Source organism: Streptomyces globosus (assembly GCF_003325375.1).
In the GTDB taxonomy this organism is placed as follows: Bacteria; Actinomycetota; Actinomycetes; order Streptomycetales; family Streptomycetaceae; genus Streptomyces; species Streptomyces globosus_A.
Genome location: NZ_CP030862.1, coordinates 6,015,359 through 6,031,080, shown reverse-complemented (window position 1 = coordinate 6,031,080; position 15,722 = coordinate 6,015,359). Strand labels below are relative to the sequence as shown.

Here is a 15,722-nt window from a genome sequence, read left to right as displayed (position 1 = left end):
GGCCTTGGTGGCCGCGCAGGATGCCGCTGTCGACAACACGGCGGATTCCGTCCGCGATCGGGAGATCGCGATCGAGCAGACACACCTGGACCAGGTGTACCGGCGCCTTGAGGAGAAGATCGACGAGGCCGAGTTCCTCATGAACGACGCGGCCAAGCGGGGCCAGGTCGGCACGCCCGGCGCGCTCGCCGAGCGCGACGCCCAGGTCTTCCGGGCCGGCATCCACCTCAACCGGCTGAACAACGAGTTCGAGGACTTCCTCTTCGGCCGCATCGACCTGCTCCTCGGCAAGGACGGCGAGCGCGGCCCCGACGGGGCCTACACCTCCGTCGAGCCGGCCGACGACGCGATCCGCGAGGACCTCACCGCCGACATCGCCGAGACCCTGCACATCGGCCGCATCGGCGTCCTCGACGCCGACTACTCGCCGCTGGTCATCGACTGGCGGGCGCCGGCCGCCGCCCCGTTCTACCGGTCCACCCCCAAGGAGCCGGGCCGGGTCGTCCGCCGCCGCGTCATCCGCTCCAAGGGGCGCCGCGTCCTCGGCGTCGAGGACGACCTGATGCGCCCCGAGGTCGCCGCCTTCCTCGACGGGCGCGAGCTGCCCGCGATCGGCGACGGCGCCCTGATGGCCGCCCTCGGCCGGGCCCGCACCCACTCCATGCGCGACATCGTCTCCTCCATCCAGGCGGAGCAGGACCTCGTCATCCGCGCGCCTGCCGCGTCCGTCGCCGAGGTCGCGGGCGGCCCCGGCACCGGCAAGACCGCCGTCGCCCTGCACCGCGCCGCCTACCTGCTCTACCAGGACCGGCGCCGCTACTCCGGCGGCATCCTGATCGTCTCGCCGACCCCGCTGCTCGTCGCGTACACCGAAGGGGTCCTGCCGTCCCTCGGCGAGGAGGGCCAGGTCGCCATCCGCGCGCTGGGCTCGCTCGTCGACGGCGCGGAGGCGACCGCCTACGACGAGCACGCCGTGGCCCGCGTCAAGGGCTCCTCCCGGATGCTCAAGGTGCTCCGCAAGGCCGTCCGGGGCGCGCTCGAACTCGGCGGCGCCCCCGACCGGCTGCGCGTCGTCGCCTTCTCCCGCCGCGTCGAGCTGGAGGCGGAGGAGCTCGAGCGGATCCGGCAGAACGTCCTCGGCGGCACCGCCCCGGTCAACCTGCTGCGCCCGCGCGCCCGCAAGCTGCTGCTGGACGCCCTGTACGCGAAGACCGGCGCGGCCGGCCGGCACAGCGACCCGGAGCTGGCCGCCGAGCTGCGGCAGGCCTTCGACGAGGACGTCTCCACCGAGGACGCCTTCATCGACTTCCTGGGCGCCTGGTGGCCCGAGCTCACCCCGCGCGCCGTGCTCGCCGCGATGGCCGACGAGCGGCGCCTGGGCCGCTGGGCGCGCCGCGTCCTCGCCCCGCGCGAGGTCCGCCGCCTGGCCCGGTCGCTGCGCCGGGTCGGGCCGGCCGGGCAGGGCCCGCTGTCCGTGCACGACGTCGCGCTGCTGGACGAGCTGCACCAGCTGCTCGGCGCTCCGGCGCGGCCGAGGCGGAAGCGGGAGGCGGACCCGCTGGACCAGCTCACCGGCCTGCAGGAGCTGATGCCGGTGCGCGAGGAGAGCCAGTGGGAGCGGGCGGAGCGGATCGCCGCCGAGCGCACCGAGTACGCGCACGTCATCGTGGACGAGGCGCAGGACCTGACGCCGATGCAGTGGCGGATGGTGGGCCGCCGGGGGCGGCACGGCACCTGGACGGTGGTCGGCGACCCGGCGCAGTCCTCCTGGATCGACCCGGAGGAGGCGGCCGCGGCCCGCGACGAGGCGCTGGGCACCCGGCCGCGGCGGCGGTTCACCCTGACGGTGAACTACCGCAACCCGGCCGAGGTCGCCGAGATCGCGGCCCGTGTGCTGAAGCTGGCCATGCCCGGGATGGAGCCGCCGTCCGCGGTGCGCTCGACGGGGCTCCGGCCGCGCTTCACCGTCGCCGGGGACGACCTGGGGGCGGCGGTGCGGGAGGAGGCCCGGCGGCTGCTGGAGCAGGTGGACGGCACGGTCGGCGTGGTCGTCTCCATGGAGCGGCGCGAGGAGGCGGCGGGCTGGCTCGCCGACCTCGGCGAGCGGGCTGTGGCGCTGGGCAGCCTGGAGGCCAAGGGCCTGGAGTACGACGCCACGGTGGTGGTCTCCCCGGCGGAGATCGCCGGCGGCAGCAGCCGCGAGGAGGTCGAGGCGGGCGAGTTCCCGGCGGGCCTGCGCGTGCTGTACGTGGCGCTCACCCGGGCGACGCAGCAGCTGACGGTGGTCTCCACCGAGCGGGACGCCCCGGACGCGTCGGGCCTGCCGTCCCTGCTGCGCCCGTAGGGGCCGCGCCCGCCGGCCCGGCGCCCGGAGAGGCGCCGTCCTGCGGGCGTAGGCCACACGCGTGGCGGCGCGAGCGGGACTCGACCGGAGGGGGGACCGCCCCGGCGGATCCTTTGTTAGCCTGGGTACGACACCGGCTCGATCCAAGCCCCCGGGCCCAACCTTCGTCGCTTCGAGCGACCACTTGCCGCGAGGCGAGCATGGCGGGTCGGTGTCGCAGCTTCAGGGTCCGCGCCCCTCACCACGAGGGGCGCGGACCCTTTTTCGCGTCCCGGCGGGTTCCACCACCCCCTGCATATCTCGTATGGTGGAAGAGTTCTTCCGAAATTAGTAGCTGGTTACCGGCTACCGGTCAGTAGGTGGGACGATCGGACAACAGGCCCCGCCGCACCCAAATGCAGCGGGCCTGTGCACAGACGTGGAAACAGGGACAGAAGAGGAAACACGGCCATGGCAACGGCGCCCAGCGTCTCGTACTCGATGACGGTCCGCCTGGAGGTGCCCGCGAGCGGAACCGCGGTCTCCCAGCTCACCACGGCCGTGGAGTCGTCCGGCGGGTCGGTCACCGGCCTCGACGTGACCGCGTCCGGCCACGAGAAGCTCCGCATCGACGTCACCATCGCCGCGACCTCCACCGCCCACGCCGACGAGATCGTCGACAAGCTGCGCGGCATCGAGGGCGTCAGCCTCGGCAAGGTCTCCGACCGCACCTTCCTGATGCACCTCGGCGGCAAGATCGAGATGGCGTCCAAGCACCCCATCCGCAACCGCGACGACCTGTCGATGATCTACACCCCCGGTGTGGCGCGCGTCTGCATGGCGATCGCCGAGAACCCCGAGGACGCCCGCCGCCTCACCATCAAGCGCAACTCCGTCGCAGTCGTGACGGACGGCTCCGCCGTGCTGGGCCTCGGCAACATCGGCCCGAAGGCCGCCCTGCCGGTCATGGAGGGCAAGGCCGCCCTCTTCAAGAGGTTCGCCGGCATCGACGCCTGGCCGATCTGCCTGGACACCCAGGACACCGACGAGATCGTCTCCATCGTCAAGGCCATCGCCCCCGGCTTCGCCGGCATCAACCTGGAGGACATCTCCGCGCCGCGCTGCTTCGAGATCGAGGCCCGCCTGCGCGAGGCCCTCGACATCCCCGTCTTCCACGACGACCAGCACGGCACCGCGATCGTCGTCCTCGCCGCCCTCACCAACGCACTGCGCGTCGTGGGCAAGGCAGTTGGGGACGTGAAGGTCGTCATGTCGGGGGCCGGCGCGGCCGGCACGGCCATCCTGAAGCTGCTCCTGGCCGCCGGCGTGAAGAACGTCGTCAGCGCCGACATCCACGGCGTCGTGCACGCGGGCCGCCCGGACCTGGTCGACGCCGCCGAGGACTCGCCGCTGTGCTGGATCGCCGCGAACACCAACCCCGAGGGCTACACGGGCACGTTGAAGGAGGCCGTCGTCGGCGCCGACGTGTTCATCGGCGTCTCCGCCCCGAACGTGCTCAGCGGCGAGGACGTCGCCGCGATGGCCGACGGCGCGATCGTGTTCGCGCTCGCGAACCCCGATCCGGAGGTCGACCCGGCCGTCGCCCGCCAGACGGCCGCCGTCGTCGCCACCGGCCGCTCCGACTTCCCGAACCAGATCAACAACGTGCTGGTCTTCCCGGGCGTCTTCCGCGGCCTGCTGGACGCGCAGTCCCGCACCGTGAACACCGACATGATGCTCGCCGCCGCCACCGCCCTCGCCGACGTCGTCGGCGAGGACGAGCTGAACGCGAACTACATCATCCCGTCCGTCTTCAACGACAAGGTCGCGGGCGCGGTCGCCGGCGCCGTCCGCAAGGCCGCCCAGGGCGCGGCCGCCGCTGTGACGACGCCCACGTCCGTCTGAGGCGCGTCCCGGCGCGTCGCGGGATGCAGGCCGGGCGGGCCCCCTCTAGTGTTGCGGGGATGCCCACGAGGACCGGGACGCGCAAACCCACCAGTGCGGACGGAGCGTCACCGGGGCGTGACTGTGGCGCTTTTCGTGTGACCCTGGCGGGTGCCGGATTGGCGTTCCCGCCGCTGGTGGGGGCAGGATGCGTAACCGGGCGCGAGGGTCTGACGTTCAGACCCGGGTCCGGGCACTGTCCGAGGGCCCTGGCAGCATCGGCTTCGATCTCACGCCTCCAAGGCAAGTTGAACACGGGAGTACAACATGAACCGCAGTGAGCTGGTGGCCGCTCTGTCCGAGCGCGCCGAGGTGACCCGCAAGGACGCCGACGCCGTTCTGGCCGCGCTCGCCGAGACCGTCGGCGAGATCGTCGCCAAGGGCGACGAGAAGGTCACCATCCCCGGCTTCCTGACCTTCGAGCGCACCCACCGTGCCGCTCGCACCGCGCGCAACCCGCAGACCGGCGACCCGATCCAGATCCCGGCCGGCTACAGCGTGAAGGTCTCCGCGGGCTCCAAGCTCAAGGAAGCCGCCAAGGGCAAGTAAGTCCGCCCTTGTGCCGAGCGCCGCGCAGGCGCTCGGGACGGCAGGGTTCGGAGGACGCCGAAGGGCGGCCACCCCCGCGGGGGTGGCCGCCCTTCGGCCTGTCTGCCGCCCGGCCCGCCTGCTGCCCGGTCCGGCGCGGCAGGGGCCCCCGCAGGGGCCCCGTACGCCTCAGACGAGGTCGCCGCCCGGCAGCTCGACCTTCGCACCGAGCTCGACGAGCTTCTCCATGAAGTTCTCGTAGCCGCGGTTGATCAGGTCGATGCCGTGCACCCGGGAGGTGCCCTCGGCGGCCAGTGCCGCGATCAGGTACGAGAAGCCGCCGCGCAGGTCGGGGATGACCAGGTCGGCGCCCTGCAGCCGGGTCGGGCCGGAGACGACCGCCGAGTGCAGGAAGTTGCGCTGGCCGAAACGGCACGCCGAGCCGCCCAGGCACTCGCGGTACAGCTGGATGTGCGCGCCCATCTGGTTCAGCGCCGAGGTGAAGCCGAGCCGGGACTCGTACACCGTCTCGTGGACGATGGACAGGCCCGCGGCCTGCGTCAGCGCCACGACGAGCGGCTGCTGCCAGTCGGTCTGGAAGCCGGGGTGCACGTCCGTCTCCAGGGCGATGGCGTTCAGCGGGCCGCCGGGGTGCCAGAAGCGGATGCCCTCGTCGTCGATCTCGAAGGCGCCGCCCACCTTGCGGTAGGTGTTCAGGAAGGTCATCATCGAGCGCTGCTGGGCGCCGCGCACGTAGATGTTGCCGCCGGTCGCCAGGGCCGCGGAGGCCCACGAGGCGGCCTCCAGGCGGTCCGGGAGCGCCTTGTGGTTGTAGCCGCCGAGGCGGTCCACGCCGGTGATCCGGATGGTCCGGTCGGTGTCCATCGAGATGATGGCGCCCATCTTCTGCAGGACGCAGATGAGGTCCTCGATCTCGGGTTCCACCGCGGCGTTGCTGAGCTCGGTGACGCCCTCGGCCAGCACGGCCGTCAGCAGCACCTGCTCGGTCGAGCCGACGGACGGGTACGGCAGGCGGATCTTGCAGCCGCGCAGGCGCTGCGGGGCTTCCAGGTACTGGCCGCCCTCGCGCTTCTCGATCGTCGCGCCGAACTGGCGGAGCACGTCGAAGTGGAAGTCGATCGGCCGGCCGCCGATGTCGCAGCCGCCCAGGCCCGGGATGAAGGCGTGGCCGAGGCGGTGCAGCAGCGGGCCGCAGAAGAGGATCGGGATGCGGGAGGATCCCGCGTGGGCGTCGATGTCGGCGACGTTCGCGCTCTCGACGTGCGTCGGGTCGAGCACCAGTTCGCCCGGCTCCTCGCCGGGGCGCACGGTCACGCCGTGCAGCTGGAGCAGCCCGCGCACCACCCGCACGTCGCGGATGTCGGGAACGTTGCGGAGCCGGCTGGGTTCGCTGCCGAGCAGAGCGGCGACCATGGCCTTGGGCACGAGGTTCTTCGCACCGCGGACACGGATCTCGCCCTCCAGCGGGGTACCGCCGTGGACAAGCAGGACATCGTCTGTGCCGGTCATGAATCTCGCGTTCCGGAGGGGGTCCACCGGCGGGGCCGGGGGAGACGGGCAGGGGCCAGGGAAAAGGGTAAGGGGCGCGGGGGGCCTGTTCGTAAGGCCGACGCGGCCGTGGGACTGTCATGAATTGGCCACAACACCCACCGTGTCCGCCCCATGGCGGAGTGTCGCATTCCGTCGTGTCGGTGCGGCGCGGCGCCGCCGTGCGCCGGGCGGAACCGGAACACGCGCTCGGCGCTGCTGCCGTGCGCCCGCCCCCGCCCGCGATCCGATGCCCGCGCCCGCTCCCCCCGAAGGGCGAATGTGCGGGATCATGTCGGCATGACCGAGGTGTCCTCCCTCACGGGGCGGCTGCTGGTGGCCACCCCCGCGCTCGCGGATCCGAACTTCGACCGCGCGGTCGTCCTGCTGCTCGACCACGACGAGCAGGGCTCGCTCGGCGTCGTCCTCAACCGCCCCACCCCCGTCGGCGTCGGCGACGTGCTGCTGCCGTGGGCGGAGCTGGCCGGCGACCCCGGCGTCGTCTTCCAGGGCGGCCCGGTCGGCCTGGACTCGGCGCTGGGCATCGCCGTCATCCCCGGCGAGGAGGGTCCCCTGGGCTGGCGCCGGGTGCACGGGGCGATCGGCCTCGTCGACCTGGAGGCCCCGCCGGAGCTCCTCGCCTCCGCGCTCGGCTCGCTGCGGATCTTCGCCGGGTACTCGGGCTGGGGGCCCGGCCAGCTGGAGGCCGAGCTCGGCGAGGGCGCCTGGTACGTGGTCGACTCCGAGCCCGGCGACGTCTCCTTCCCCGACCCGGAGCGGCTCTGGCGGGCGGTGCTGCGGCGGCAGCGCAGCGAGCTCGCCATGGTCGCCACGTACGCCGACGACCCGTCGCTCAACTGAGCCGGACACGGATCGGTACCCTGGCTGCATGAGCACTCTTGAGCCCGAGCGCGGGACTGGTACGGGAACCCTCGTAGAGCCGACGCCGCAGGTGTCCCACGGCGACGGCGACCACGAGCGCTTCGCCCACTACGTCCAGAAGGACAAGATCATGGCGAGCGCCCTCGACGGCACCCCCGTCGTGGCGCTCTGCGGCAAGGTCTGGGTTCCGGGCCGCGACCCGAAGAAGTACCCGGTCTGCCCCATGTGCAAGGAGATCTACGACTCCATGGGCCCCGGCGGCGACAAGGGCAAGGGCGACAAGGACAAGTAGGCCGGCCCGGCGCGGGGCGGCTCCCGGCGCGCGGCGGCGTACGGGCCCGGAGCCCGGGGCGCGGCCGCGCGCGGGCGCGCCGCCCCGGGCGCCCGCCGTACGGACCGGACCTGCCCCGCCCCGCGGGGCCCGGGGCCCCCGAGGTGCGCTTCCGCGTACCCGGGGGCCTTCGCCGTAGGGTGCGGCCCGCGGCCCGGGGCCCGGGGTGGCCGCCGCGGTGCGCCGGCCCCGTCCGCTGCCCCGTACGGCGGAAGGCCCCGGGCGGCCCTGCGCGGGCCGCCGGCGCCGCGGGATCCGTACCCGGCGGGCCGCGGCCCGCTGACCTCCCGCGGCCGCCGCACCAGGGCCGGCCGCTACGAGCGCCCCGGGGCCGGCTGCCCCGCCGGGCGCAACGCGCCGCTGCGAAGGGCCGCCGCATGGACCTGATCCCCGCACCCCGCACACACTCCTTCCGCCCCGGCGCGCCGCCCTGCCTCCTCGGGCCGCGGCCGTGGCTCGACGCCGGCCCCGGCACCGCCGGCACGGCGCGCTGGCTGCGCCGGGAGCTCGGCGCCGCCACCGGCTGGGACCTGCCCGCGCCGGACGCCGCCGACGCGGGCGGCGCCGGCATCCGGCTGCGCCTCGACCCCGGCCTCGGCGCCCGCCTCGGCCCCGAGGGGTACGCCCTCACCGCCGGCGACGCGGGCGCCGACCTCGCCGGGGCATCCCCCGCCGGGCTGTTCTGGGCCGCGCAGACGCTGCGGCAGCTGCTCGGCCAGGACGCCTACCGCCGCGCCGCGCCCCTCGGCCGCGGCCGCACGTGGAGCCTGCCGCGCGGCACCGTCGAGGACGGCCCCCGCTTCGCGTGGCGCGGGATGATGCTGGACGTGGCCCGGCACTTCACGCCGAAGGACGGCGTGCTGCGCCACCTGGACCTGCTCGCCGCGCACAAGCTCAACGTGCTGCACCTGCACCTGACGGACGACCAGGGCTGGCGCATCGAGATCGCCCGCCACCCGCGGCTGACGGAGGTCGGCGCCTGGCGGCCGCGCAGCCGCCGCGGGCACCGGGCCTCGCCGCTGTGGGACGAGACCCCGCACGGCGGCTTCTACACGCAGGACGACATCCGCGAGATCGTCGCGTACGCGGCCGAGCGGCACGTCGCGGTCGTCCCGGAGATCGACCTGCCGGGCCACTCCCAGGCGGCCATCGCCGCGTATCCGGAGCTGGGCAACACCGACGTCGTCGACACCGCCGCGCTGGGCGTGTGGGACGACTGGGGCGTCAGCGAGAACGTGCTCGCGCCCACCGAGGCCGTCCTGCGGTTCTACGAGGGCGTGTTCGAGGAGGTCCTGGAACTCTTCCCGGCCGAGGTGTCCCCGTTCGTCCACGTGGGCGGCGACGAGTGCCCGAAGGGCCAGTGGCGGGCCTCCCCGGCCGCCCGGCAGCGGATCCGCGAACTCGGCGTGGACGGCGAGGACGGCCTCCAGGCCTGGTTCGTCCGGCACTTCGACCGCTGGCTCGCCGAGCGCGGCCGGCGGCTCATCGGCTGGGACGAGATCCTGGAGGGCGGACTCGCCCCGGGCGCCGCGGTGTCGTCGTGGCGGGGCTATGCGGGCGGGATCGCCGCCGCCCGCGCCGGCCACGACGTGGTGATGTGCCCCGAGCAGTACGTGTACCTGGACCACCGTCAGGCGCCGGGCCCCGACGAGCCGGTGCCGATCGGGTACGTGCGGACCCTGGAGGACGTGTACCGGTTCGAGCCGGTTCCTGCCGAGCTGTCGGGGGAGGCGGCGGCGCGCGTCCTCGGGGCGCAGGCCAACGTGTGGACCGAGGTGATGGAGGACCAGGGGCGGGTCGACTACCAGGTGTTCCCGCGGCTCGCCGCGTTCGCCGAGGCCGTGTGGTCGCCGCTGCCCGGCCCGGCCGAGCGGGACTACGCCGGCTTCGAGGCCCGGATGGCCGCGCACCGGCTGCGGTTGGACGCGATGGGCGTCCGACACCGGCCGCCCGGCGGCCCGTTGCCGTGGCAGCGGCGGCCCGGCGTGCTGGGGCGGCCGCTCGACGGGGAACCCCCGAACGTGTGAGGAGGGCGGCCCGGGGTGCCGTACGGGGTGCAGCGGGCGGCCCGCGCCGGGGGTGTGCGCGGCGCCCCGGGCCGGCGTGCCGGGCGCCGCGGATCCGGGAGGTCGCGGGAGCGTCGGGACTCTCGTGATCTGCGGGACGTGTGGGGAACCGCAGGGGATTCCGGGGCGTCCTACGACCTTGGGTGCCGTCGGGAACTTACCTCCCTTGACGGCGAATTCGGCTCTTCCTCCGCTCTTCCTTTCCTATCGGTTGATACGGGGGAAAACGGGCGGCTCGGGGTCGAGGGGGCACCCGGCCGACCCTCGCGCCGGGCGGGGCGGATGATGTGCCAGAGTTGCCACGTCCCGGCGGTGAGCACGTACCGTACGGCGGACAGGCGTGAGCGCCGGGACCGGGACATCGGGAAGGGGCAGCGGGTTGACCACGCACGCACCGCACACACCTCAGGCGGCGCAGTCCGTGATGCTGCCGGCCTCGCTCGACGAGGCCGTGGCGGCTCTCGCCGCCATGCCCGCCGCCGTGCCGGTCGCCGGGGGCACCGACCTCATGGCCGCCGTCAACGCGGGACTGCTCAGGCCGGCCGGCCTGGTGAGCCTCGGCAGGATCAACGAGATCCGCGGCTGGCAGTACCAGGAGGACGGCCACGCCCTCCTCGGCGCCGGCCTCACCCACGCCCGCATGGGCCGCCCCGACTTCGCCGCGCTGATGCCCGCGCTGGCCGCGGCCGCGCGCGCCGCCGGGCCGCCGCAGATCCGCAACGCCGGCACCCTCGGCGGCAACATCGCCGGCGCCGCGCCGACGGGCGACACGCTGCCCGTCCTGGCCGCGCTGGAGGCCGCCCTCGTCGTCGTCGGCCCGGGCGGCAGCCGGGAGATCCCGGTCTCGTACCTGCTGGCCGGCCGCGAGATGCTGCGGCCCGGCGAGCTGATCGGCTTCGTCCGGGTGCCGCTGCTGCACGCCCCGCAGGTGTTCCTGAAGGCGACCGGGCGGACGGGCCCGGGGCGCGCCGTGGCGTCCGTGGGACTCGTACTGGATCCCGCGCGCCGGGGCGTGCGCATCGCGGTCGGCGCGGTCGCCCCGATGCCGCTGCGGCCGCTGGACGCCGAGCAGTGGGTGGCGTCGCTGATCGACTGGGACGGGGAGCGGCAGCTGGCCCCCGAGGCCCTGGAGGCCTTCGGGGAGTACGTCGCCGCCGCCTGCGTCCCCGACCAGGGGGAACCGGTCGCCCCCGGCGTACTTCACCTGCGGCGGACGGTGGCCGTGCTGGCACGGAGGGCCCTGGGGAGGGCGCTGACCTCATGAGTGGGAACGAGAACGTGAGCGGAACGACGGGCGACCCGGGCGCGGCCGGGCCCGGCTGGGGCTGGGAGCCGGTGCCGCAGGGCGGCGAGTACGACTCGGACGCCACGGCCTTCGTGAGCCTGCCCCCGGACATGCTGGAGGGCCTCGGCTCCGGGGAGCCGCTGGCCGCGCCCGGGCACGGCTACGTGCCCCCGCCGATGATCGTCCCGCTGGGCACCGGCACCGCCGACCCGGCGGCGACGGGGACCTGGTCGATGCCGGTGCAGTGGCCGGAGGCCGACGCGGACCCCGCCGCGGGCGCCGGCGGTGCGCGCGGTGCGGGCGGCGGGGCTCCCGTCGGTGCGCCGATCCCGGCGTCGGTCCCGATCCCGGCGTCGGTCGCCGCGGCGTTCACCGACCCCGGTGCGGGCCACGCCCCCGCCGAGGCGGAGCCGGACGGCGCGGAGGGCGAGGACCCGGCCGAGACCGCGGAGTGGCACTTCCCCGACGCGGTGCGCGCCGCGGAGCCGGTGGCGACCGGCCAGTGGACCCTGCCCGAACTCCACGACGGGACCGGCGAGTTCCACACTGGCGAGTTCCACACCGGCGAGTTCCGCACCGGCGGGGTCGACGCGGACTTCCGCGGCGCCCCGGCGACCCTGCCGGGCGGCGCCTCCGCCCCCTGGGCGGCCCAGCCCCACCACGAGGCGGCCGCGCCCGCGGACGCCCCGCTCAGCTCGGGCGTCCTGCCGGACGACCGGACCGACGGCACCGGCTCCGGCAGCGGCCGCCGCCGGCTCGGCGGGCCGGGCGTCGGCGGCCCCGCCGGCGCCCCGCGCGTGCTCGGCGGCCCCGGCGTCGGCACCCTCCCCGAAGGGGAGCCCCACGGGGCGGGCCACGGCGCGGGCCACGGAGTGGCGCAGACGGGCGGCCCCACCGACACCCCAGCGGCCGGCACCGCCATGCCGCACACGGCCGCGTACGCGCACGGCCACGACGGCGGCCACGCGCACCCCTACGCCGCCGACCTGCCGGGCCACCCGCACGCGCCCCAGGCGCCCCACCAGACGCCCGCGCACGGCGTGCCGTACGGCCACGGCCACGGCGAGGCGCCGCAGCAGGACGGGACGGGGCAGTACGACGCGCACGGGCAGTACGACGGCCACGACCGCCAGGCCCCGCACGGCGGACCCGCGTCCTACGGGGGCCACGGCCACGGCGAGGCGCACGCCGGGGAGCACGCCGCCGCGGAGTACGCCCCCGCGGGCACTCCCGCCGGGCACGCCGGACCTGACGGCCACGGCCACGGCCACGGCCTCCACGAGGCGGCCGCGGCGCAGCCCGCGCCCGCCCCTGCCCCCGAGCCGGAGCCGGAGCCGGAGCCGGAGCCGGAGCCGGAGGCTGCCGCCGACGCCGCGGTGCAGCCGACCGCCCCCGACCCGGCGGCGCGGGCCGCAGCGGAGACCGGGGCCGAGGCCGAGACCGGGACCGGGGCCGGGCCCGGGCAGGAGCCCGGCCCGCAGGCCGCCGCGGAATCCGGGCCGGCGGCGCACGGGCACGCCTTCACCGGAGCCGCCCCCGACCCGGCGGCGGATCCGGCCGGCACCGACGGCCGCGGGTTCGCCGCAGCCCCCGCGGCCGAAGCGGGCAGTGCGCCCGTGCCGGTTGCGGACACCGCCGACCCTGCCGCGGCACCGCCGGGTGCGGACACCGGGGAAGGGATCCCGGGCGGGGAGGCCCCGTACGCGGAGGAAACGGCTCCGGCCGTCGCCCACCACGAGCACCCGCTGTCCTCGTACGTGCTGCGCGTCAACGGCGCCGACCGGCCCGTCACCGGCGCCTGGATCGGCGAGTCCCTGCTGTACGTGCTGCGCGAGCGCCTCGGCCTCGCCGGCGCCAAGGACGGCTGCTCCCAGGGCGAGTGCGGGGCCTGCGCCGTGCAGGTCGACGGCCGGCTCGTCGCGTCCTGCCTGGTCCCGGCCGCCACGGCCGCCGGGAGCGAGGTCCGCACCGTCGAGGGGCTCGCCGCGGGCGGGGAACTCTCCGACGTGCAGCAGGCGTTGTGCCGTTCGGGTGCGGTGCAGTGCGGATTCTGCGTACCCGGCATGGCCATGACCATCCATGACCTGCTGGAGGGCAACCACGCCCCCAGCGACCTGGAGACCCGCCAGGCGCTGTGCGGGAACCTGTGCCGCTGCTCCGGCTACAAGGGCGTCCTGGAGGCCGTCCGCGAGGTCGTCGCCGAGCGTGAGGCGGCGGAGGCCGAGGCGGCCGCCGCGCAGGCGCAGGGACAGCAGCAGGCGCAGGCCCAGGGGCAGGGGCAGGCGCAGGCGTACGCCGCCGGGCCGGGGGAGCCGTACATCCCGCACCAGGCCCAGCCGGGCGAAGGCGGCATCCACCCGGGCGGGGGCGCCCACGACGGAGGCGTCCACGGCGGAGGCATCCACAACGGAGGCATGGCGTGAGCGGGCAGGACGCGGCCACGGCGACGTCGACGACGACCGTGACATTCACCACGACCACCGCGGCAGGCGGCGCCGCCGGCACCCCCGGAGCCGCACCCGGCCCGGGTGCCGAGCAGGCCGCCCCGGCCGTGCCGCGCGGCATCGGCGCATCCGTGCCCGCCGCCGACGCGCGCGCCAAGACCGAGGGCACCTTCCCGTACGCCGCCGACCTGTGGGCCGAGGGCCTCCTGTGGGCCGCCGTGCTGCGCTCCCCGCACGCCCACGCCCGCATCCTGTCCGTCGACACCTCCGCCGCCGAGCGGATGCCCGGCGTCCGCGCCGTCGTCACCCACGCGGACGTCCCCGGCGCCACCACCCACGGGCGGCGCATCGCCGACCGGCCCGTCTTCGCGCACGATGTCGTACGCCACCACGGCGAGCCCATCGCCGCCGTCGCCGCCGACCACCCCGACACGGCCCGCCTCGCGGCCGCCGCGATCACCGTCGAGTACGAGCTCCTCGAAGCGGTCACCGACCCCGAGCAGGCGTTCGCCGCCCCGCCGCTGCACCCCGACGGCAACCTGATCCGGCACATCCCGCTCCGCTACGGCGACCCGGAGGCCGCCGGCGAGGTCGTCGTCGAAGGCCTCTACCGCATCGGCCGCCAGGACCCCGCCCCCATCGGCGCCGAGGCCGGCCTGGCCGTGCCCCGCCCCGACGGCGGCGTCGAGATCTACACCGCCTCCACCGACCCCCACCTCGACCGCGACCTGGCCGCCGCCTGCTTCGGCCTCGAACCCGACCGGGTCCGCATCGTCGTCACCGGCGTGCCCGGCGCGACCGCCGACCGCGAGGACGCCGCGTTCCAGCTCCCGCTCGGCCTGCTCGCCCTGCGGACCGGCTGCCCCGTCAAACTCGCCGCCACCCGCGAGGAATCCTTCCTCGGCCACACCCACCGCCACCCGACGCTGCTGCGCTACCGCCACCACGCCGACGCGGAGGGCCGCCTCGTCAAGGTCGAGGCGCAGATCCTCATGGACGCCGGCGCCTACGCCGACTCCTCCGCCGAATCGCTCGCCGCGGCCGTGGCGTTCGCCTGCGGCCCGTACGTCGTCCCGCACGCCTTCGTCGAAGGCTGGGCCGTACGCACCAACAACCCGCCGTCGGGCCACGTCCGCGGCGAAGGCGCCCTGCAGGTGTGCGCCGCGTACGAGGGCCAGATGGACAAGCTGGCCGCCGCCCTCGGCATGGACGGCGCCGAACTGCGGCTGCGCAACGTCCTCGCCACCGGCGACCTGCTGCCCACCGGGCAGACCGTCACCTGCCCCGCTCCGGTCGCGGAACTGCTGCGCGCCGTACGGGACTTCGAGCTGCCGCCGCTGCCTAAGGACACCCCGGAGGAGGAGTGGCTGCTGCCGGGCGGGCCGGAGGGCGCGGGCGAGCCGGGTGCGGTGCGGCGCGGCGTCGGGTACGGCGTCGGCATGGTGCACATGCTCGGCGCGGAAGGCACCGACGAGGTCTCGACGGCGACGGTGAAGGTCGTCGACGGCGTGGCGACCGTCATCTGCGCGGCCGTCGACACCGGCCAGGGCTTCGCGACCCTGGCCCGGCAGATCGTCCAGGAGGTCCTCGGCGTGGAGGAGGTGGCGACGGCCCCCGTCGACACCGACCAGCCGCCGGCCGGCCCCGCCGCGCACGGGCGCCACACGTGGGTGTCGGGCGGCGCGGTGGAGCGGGCCGCGAAGATGGTCCGCACCCAGCTGCTCCAGCCGATGGCCCACAAGCTCGGCATGTCCACGGAGCTCCTCCAGGTCAAGGACGGCCGGATCACGTCGTACGACGGCGCGTTCTCGACGACGGTCGCGGAGGCGATGGCCGGCAAGGAACTGTGGGCGACGGCCCAGTGCCGCCCGCACCCCACGGAGCCGCTGGACGGCGACGGGCAGGGCGACGCGTTCGTCGGCCTCGCCTTCTGTGCGATCCGCGCGGTCGTGGACGTCGACATCGAGCTGGGCACGGTGCGGGTGGTCGAACTGGCGGTCGCGCAGGACGTCGGCTGCGTCCTCAACCCCCGCCAGCTGGAGGCCCGTATCGAGGCGGGCGTCACGCAGGGCGTCGGCGCGGCCCTCACGGAGAACCTCCGCTCCGTCGGCGGCCTGGTCCGCCACCCCGACCTGACGGGCTACGCACTGCCGACATCGCTGGACGCGCCGACGGTCCGGATCGTCAAGCTGGTCGAGGAGCGCGACGTGGTCGCACCGTTCGGCGCGAAGGCGGCAAGCGCGGTCCCGGTGGTGACGACCCCGGCAGCCGTGGCCTCGGCGGTCCGCGCAGCCACGGGCCGGCCGGTCAACAGACTCCCGATCCGCCCGTCGGCGGCGGTCGCGTCGGCCAACTCCTGACCATGTGACCC

General features: G+C 75.5%; 10 protein-coding genes. 9 read left to right on the top strand and 1 reads right to left on the bottom strand.

Annotated features, from left to right (window positions below; all coding sequences use genetic code 11):
• Nucleotides 1-7 precede the first annotated feature (7 nt).
• The 3 genes from C0216_RS26800 (at nucleotide 8) to C0216_RS26790 (ending at nucleotide 4,816) form a co-directional block, all read left to right on the top strand.
• Nucleotides 8-2,344, top strand: a complete 2,337-nt coding sequence (locus C0216_RS26800) for a HelD family protein (protein ID WP_114057735.1) — start codon at nucleotides 8-10, stop codon at nucleotides 2,342-2,344.
• A 450-nt stretch (nucleotides 2,345-2,794) separates the two neighbouring features.
• Nucleotides 2,795-4,228 carry an NAD-dependent malic enzyme gene (locus C0216_RS26795; RefSeq protein WP_114057734.1) on the top strand — a complete coding sequence of 478 codons (1,434 nt, stop codon included), beginning with the start codon at nucleotides 2,795-2,797 and terminating at the stop codon, nucleotides 4,226-4,228.
• 306 nt (nucleotides 4,229-4,534) lie between these two features.
• A complete protein-coding gene (locus tag C0216_RS26790) occupies nucleotides 4,535-4,816 on the top strand; it encodes an HU family DNA-binding protein (protein WP_007264399.1) in 282 nt (93 codons plus the stop codon).
• Nucleotides 4,817-4,984: 168 nt separating this feature from the next.
• On the opposite strand, the gene murA is transcribed toward C0216_RS26790, so the two are convergent.
• Nucleotides 4,985-6,325 carry a UDP-N-acetylglucosamine 1-carboxyvinyltransferase gene (gene murA, locus C0216_RS26785; protein WP_114057733.1) on the bottom strand — a complete coding sequence of 447 codons (1,341 nt, stop codon included), beginning with the start codon at nucleotides 6,323-6,325 and terminating at the stop codon, nucleotides 4,985-4,987.
• Nucleotides 6,326-6,643: 318 nt separating this feature from the next.
• On the opposite strand from murA, the gene C0216_RS26780 reads away from it, so the two are divergent.
• The 6 genes from C0216_RS26780 (at nucleotide 6,644) to C0216_RS26755 (ending at nucleotide 15,711) form a co-directional block, all read left to right on the top strand.
• Nucleotides 6,644-7,204 (top strand): YqgE/AlgH family protein, encoded by a 561-nt coding sequence (locus tag C0216_RS26780; protein WP_114057732.1) that lies wholly within the window; start codon nucleotides 6,644-6,646, stop codon nucleotides 7,202-7,204.
• Nucleotides 7,205-7,232: 28 nt separating this feature from the next.
• The gene (locus C0216_RS26775) at nucleotides 7,233-7,517 is read left to right on the top strand and encodes a DUF3039 domain-containing protein (RefSeq protein ID WP_114057731.1); all 285 of its coding nucleotides are present in this window, start codon (nucleotides 7,233-7,235) and stop codon (nucleotides 7,515-7,517) included.
• A gap of 416 nt (nucleotides 7,518-7,933) precedes the next feature.
• Nucleotides 7,934-9,583, top strand: coding sequence for a beta-N-acetylhexosaminidase (locus tag C0216_RS26770; RefSeq protein ID WP_114057730.1), 1,650 nt, complete (start codon nucleotides 7,934-7,936; stop codon nucleotides 9,581-9,583).
• A gap of 418 nt (nucleotides 9,584-10,001) precedes the next feature.
• Nucleotides 10,002-10,886 (top strand): FAD binding domain-containing protein, encoded by an 885-nt coding sequence (locus C0216_RS26765; protein WP_114057729.1) that lies wholly within the window; start codon nucleotides 10,002-10,004, stop codon nucleotides 10,884-10,886.
• The gene (locus C0216_RS34750) at nucleotides 10,883-13,330 is read left to right on the top strand and encodes a (2Fe-2S)-binding protein (protein ID WP_246042707.1); all 2,448 of its coding nucleotides are present in this window, start codon (nucleotides 10,883-10,885) and stop codon (nucleotides 13,328-13,330) included. The genes C0216_RS26765 and C0216_RS34750 overlap by 4 nt, the downstream gene beginning before the upstream one ends.
• Entirely contained in the window at nucleotides 13,327-15,711 is a 2,385-nt protein-coding gene (locus tag C0216_RS26755) for a xanthine dehydrogenase family protein molybdopterin-binding subunit (protein ID WP_114057728.1), read from the top strand. The genes C0216_RS34750 and C0216_RS26755 overlap by 4 nt, the downstream gene beginning before the upstream one ends.
• The last annotated feature ends 11 nt before the right edge of the window (nucleotides 15,712-15,722 follow it).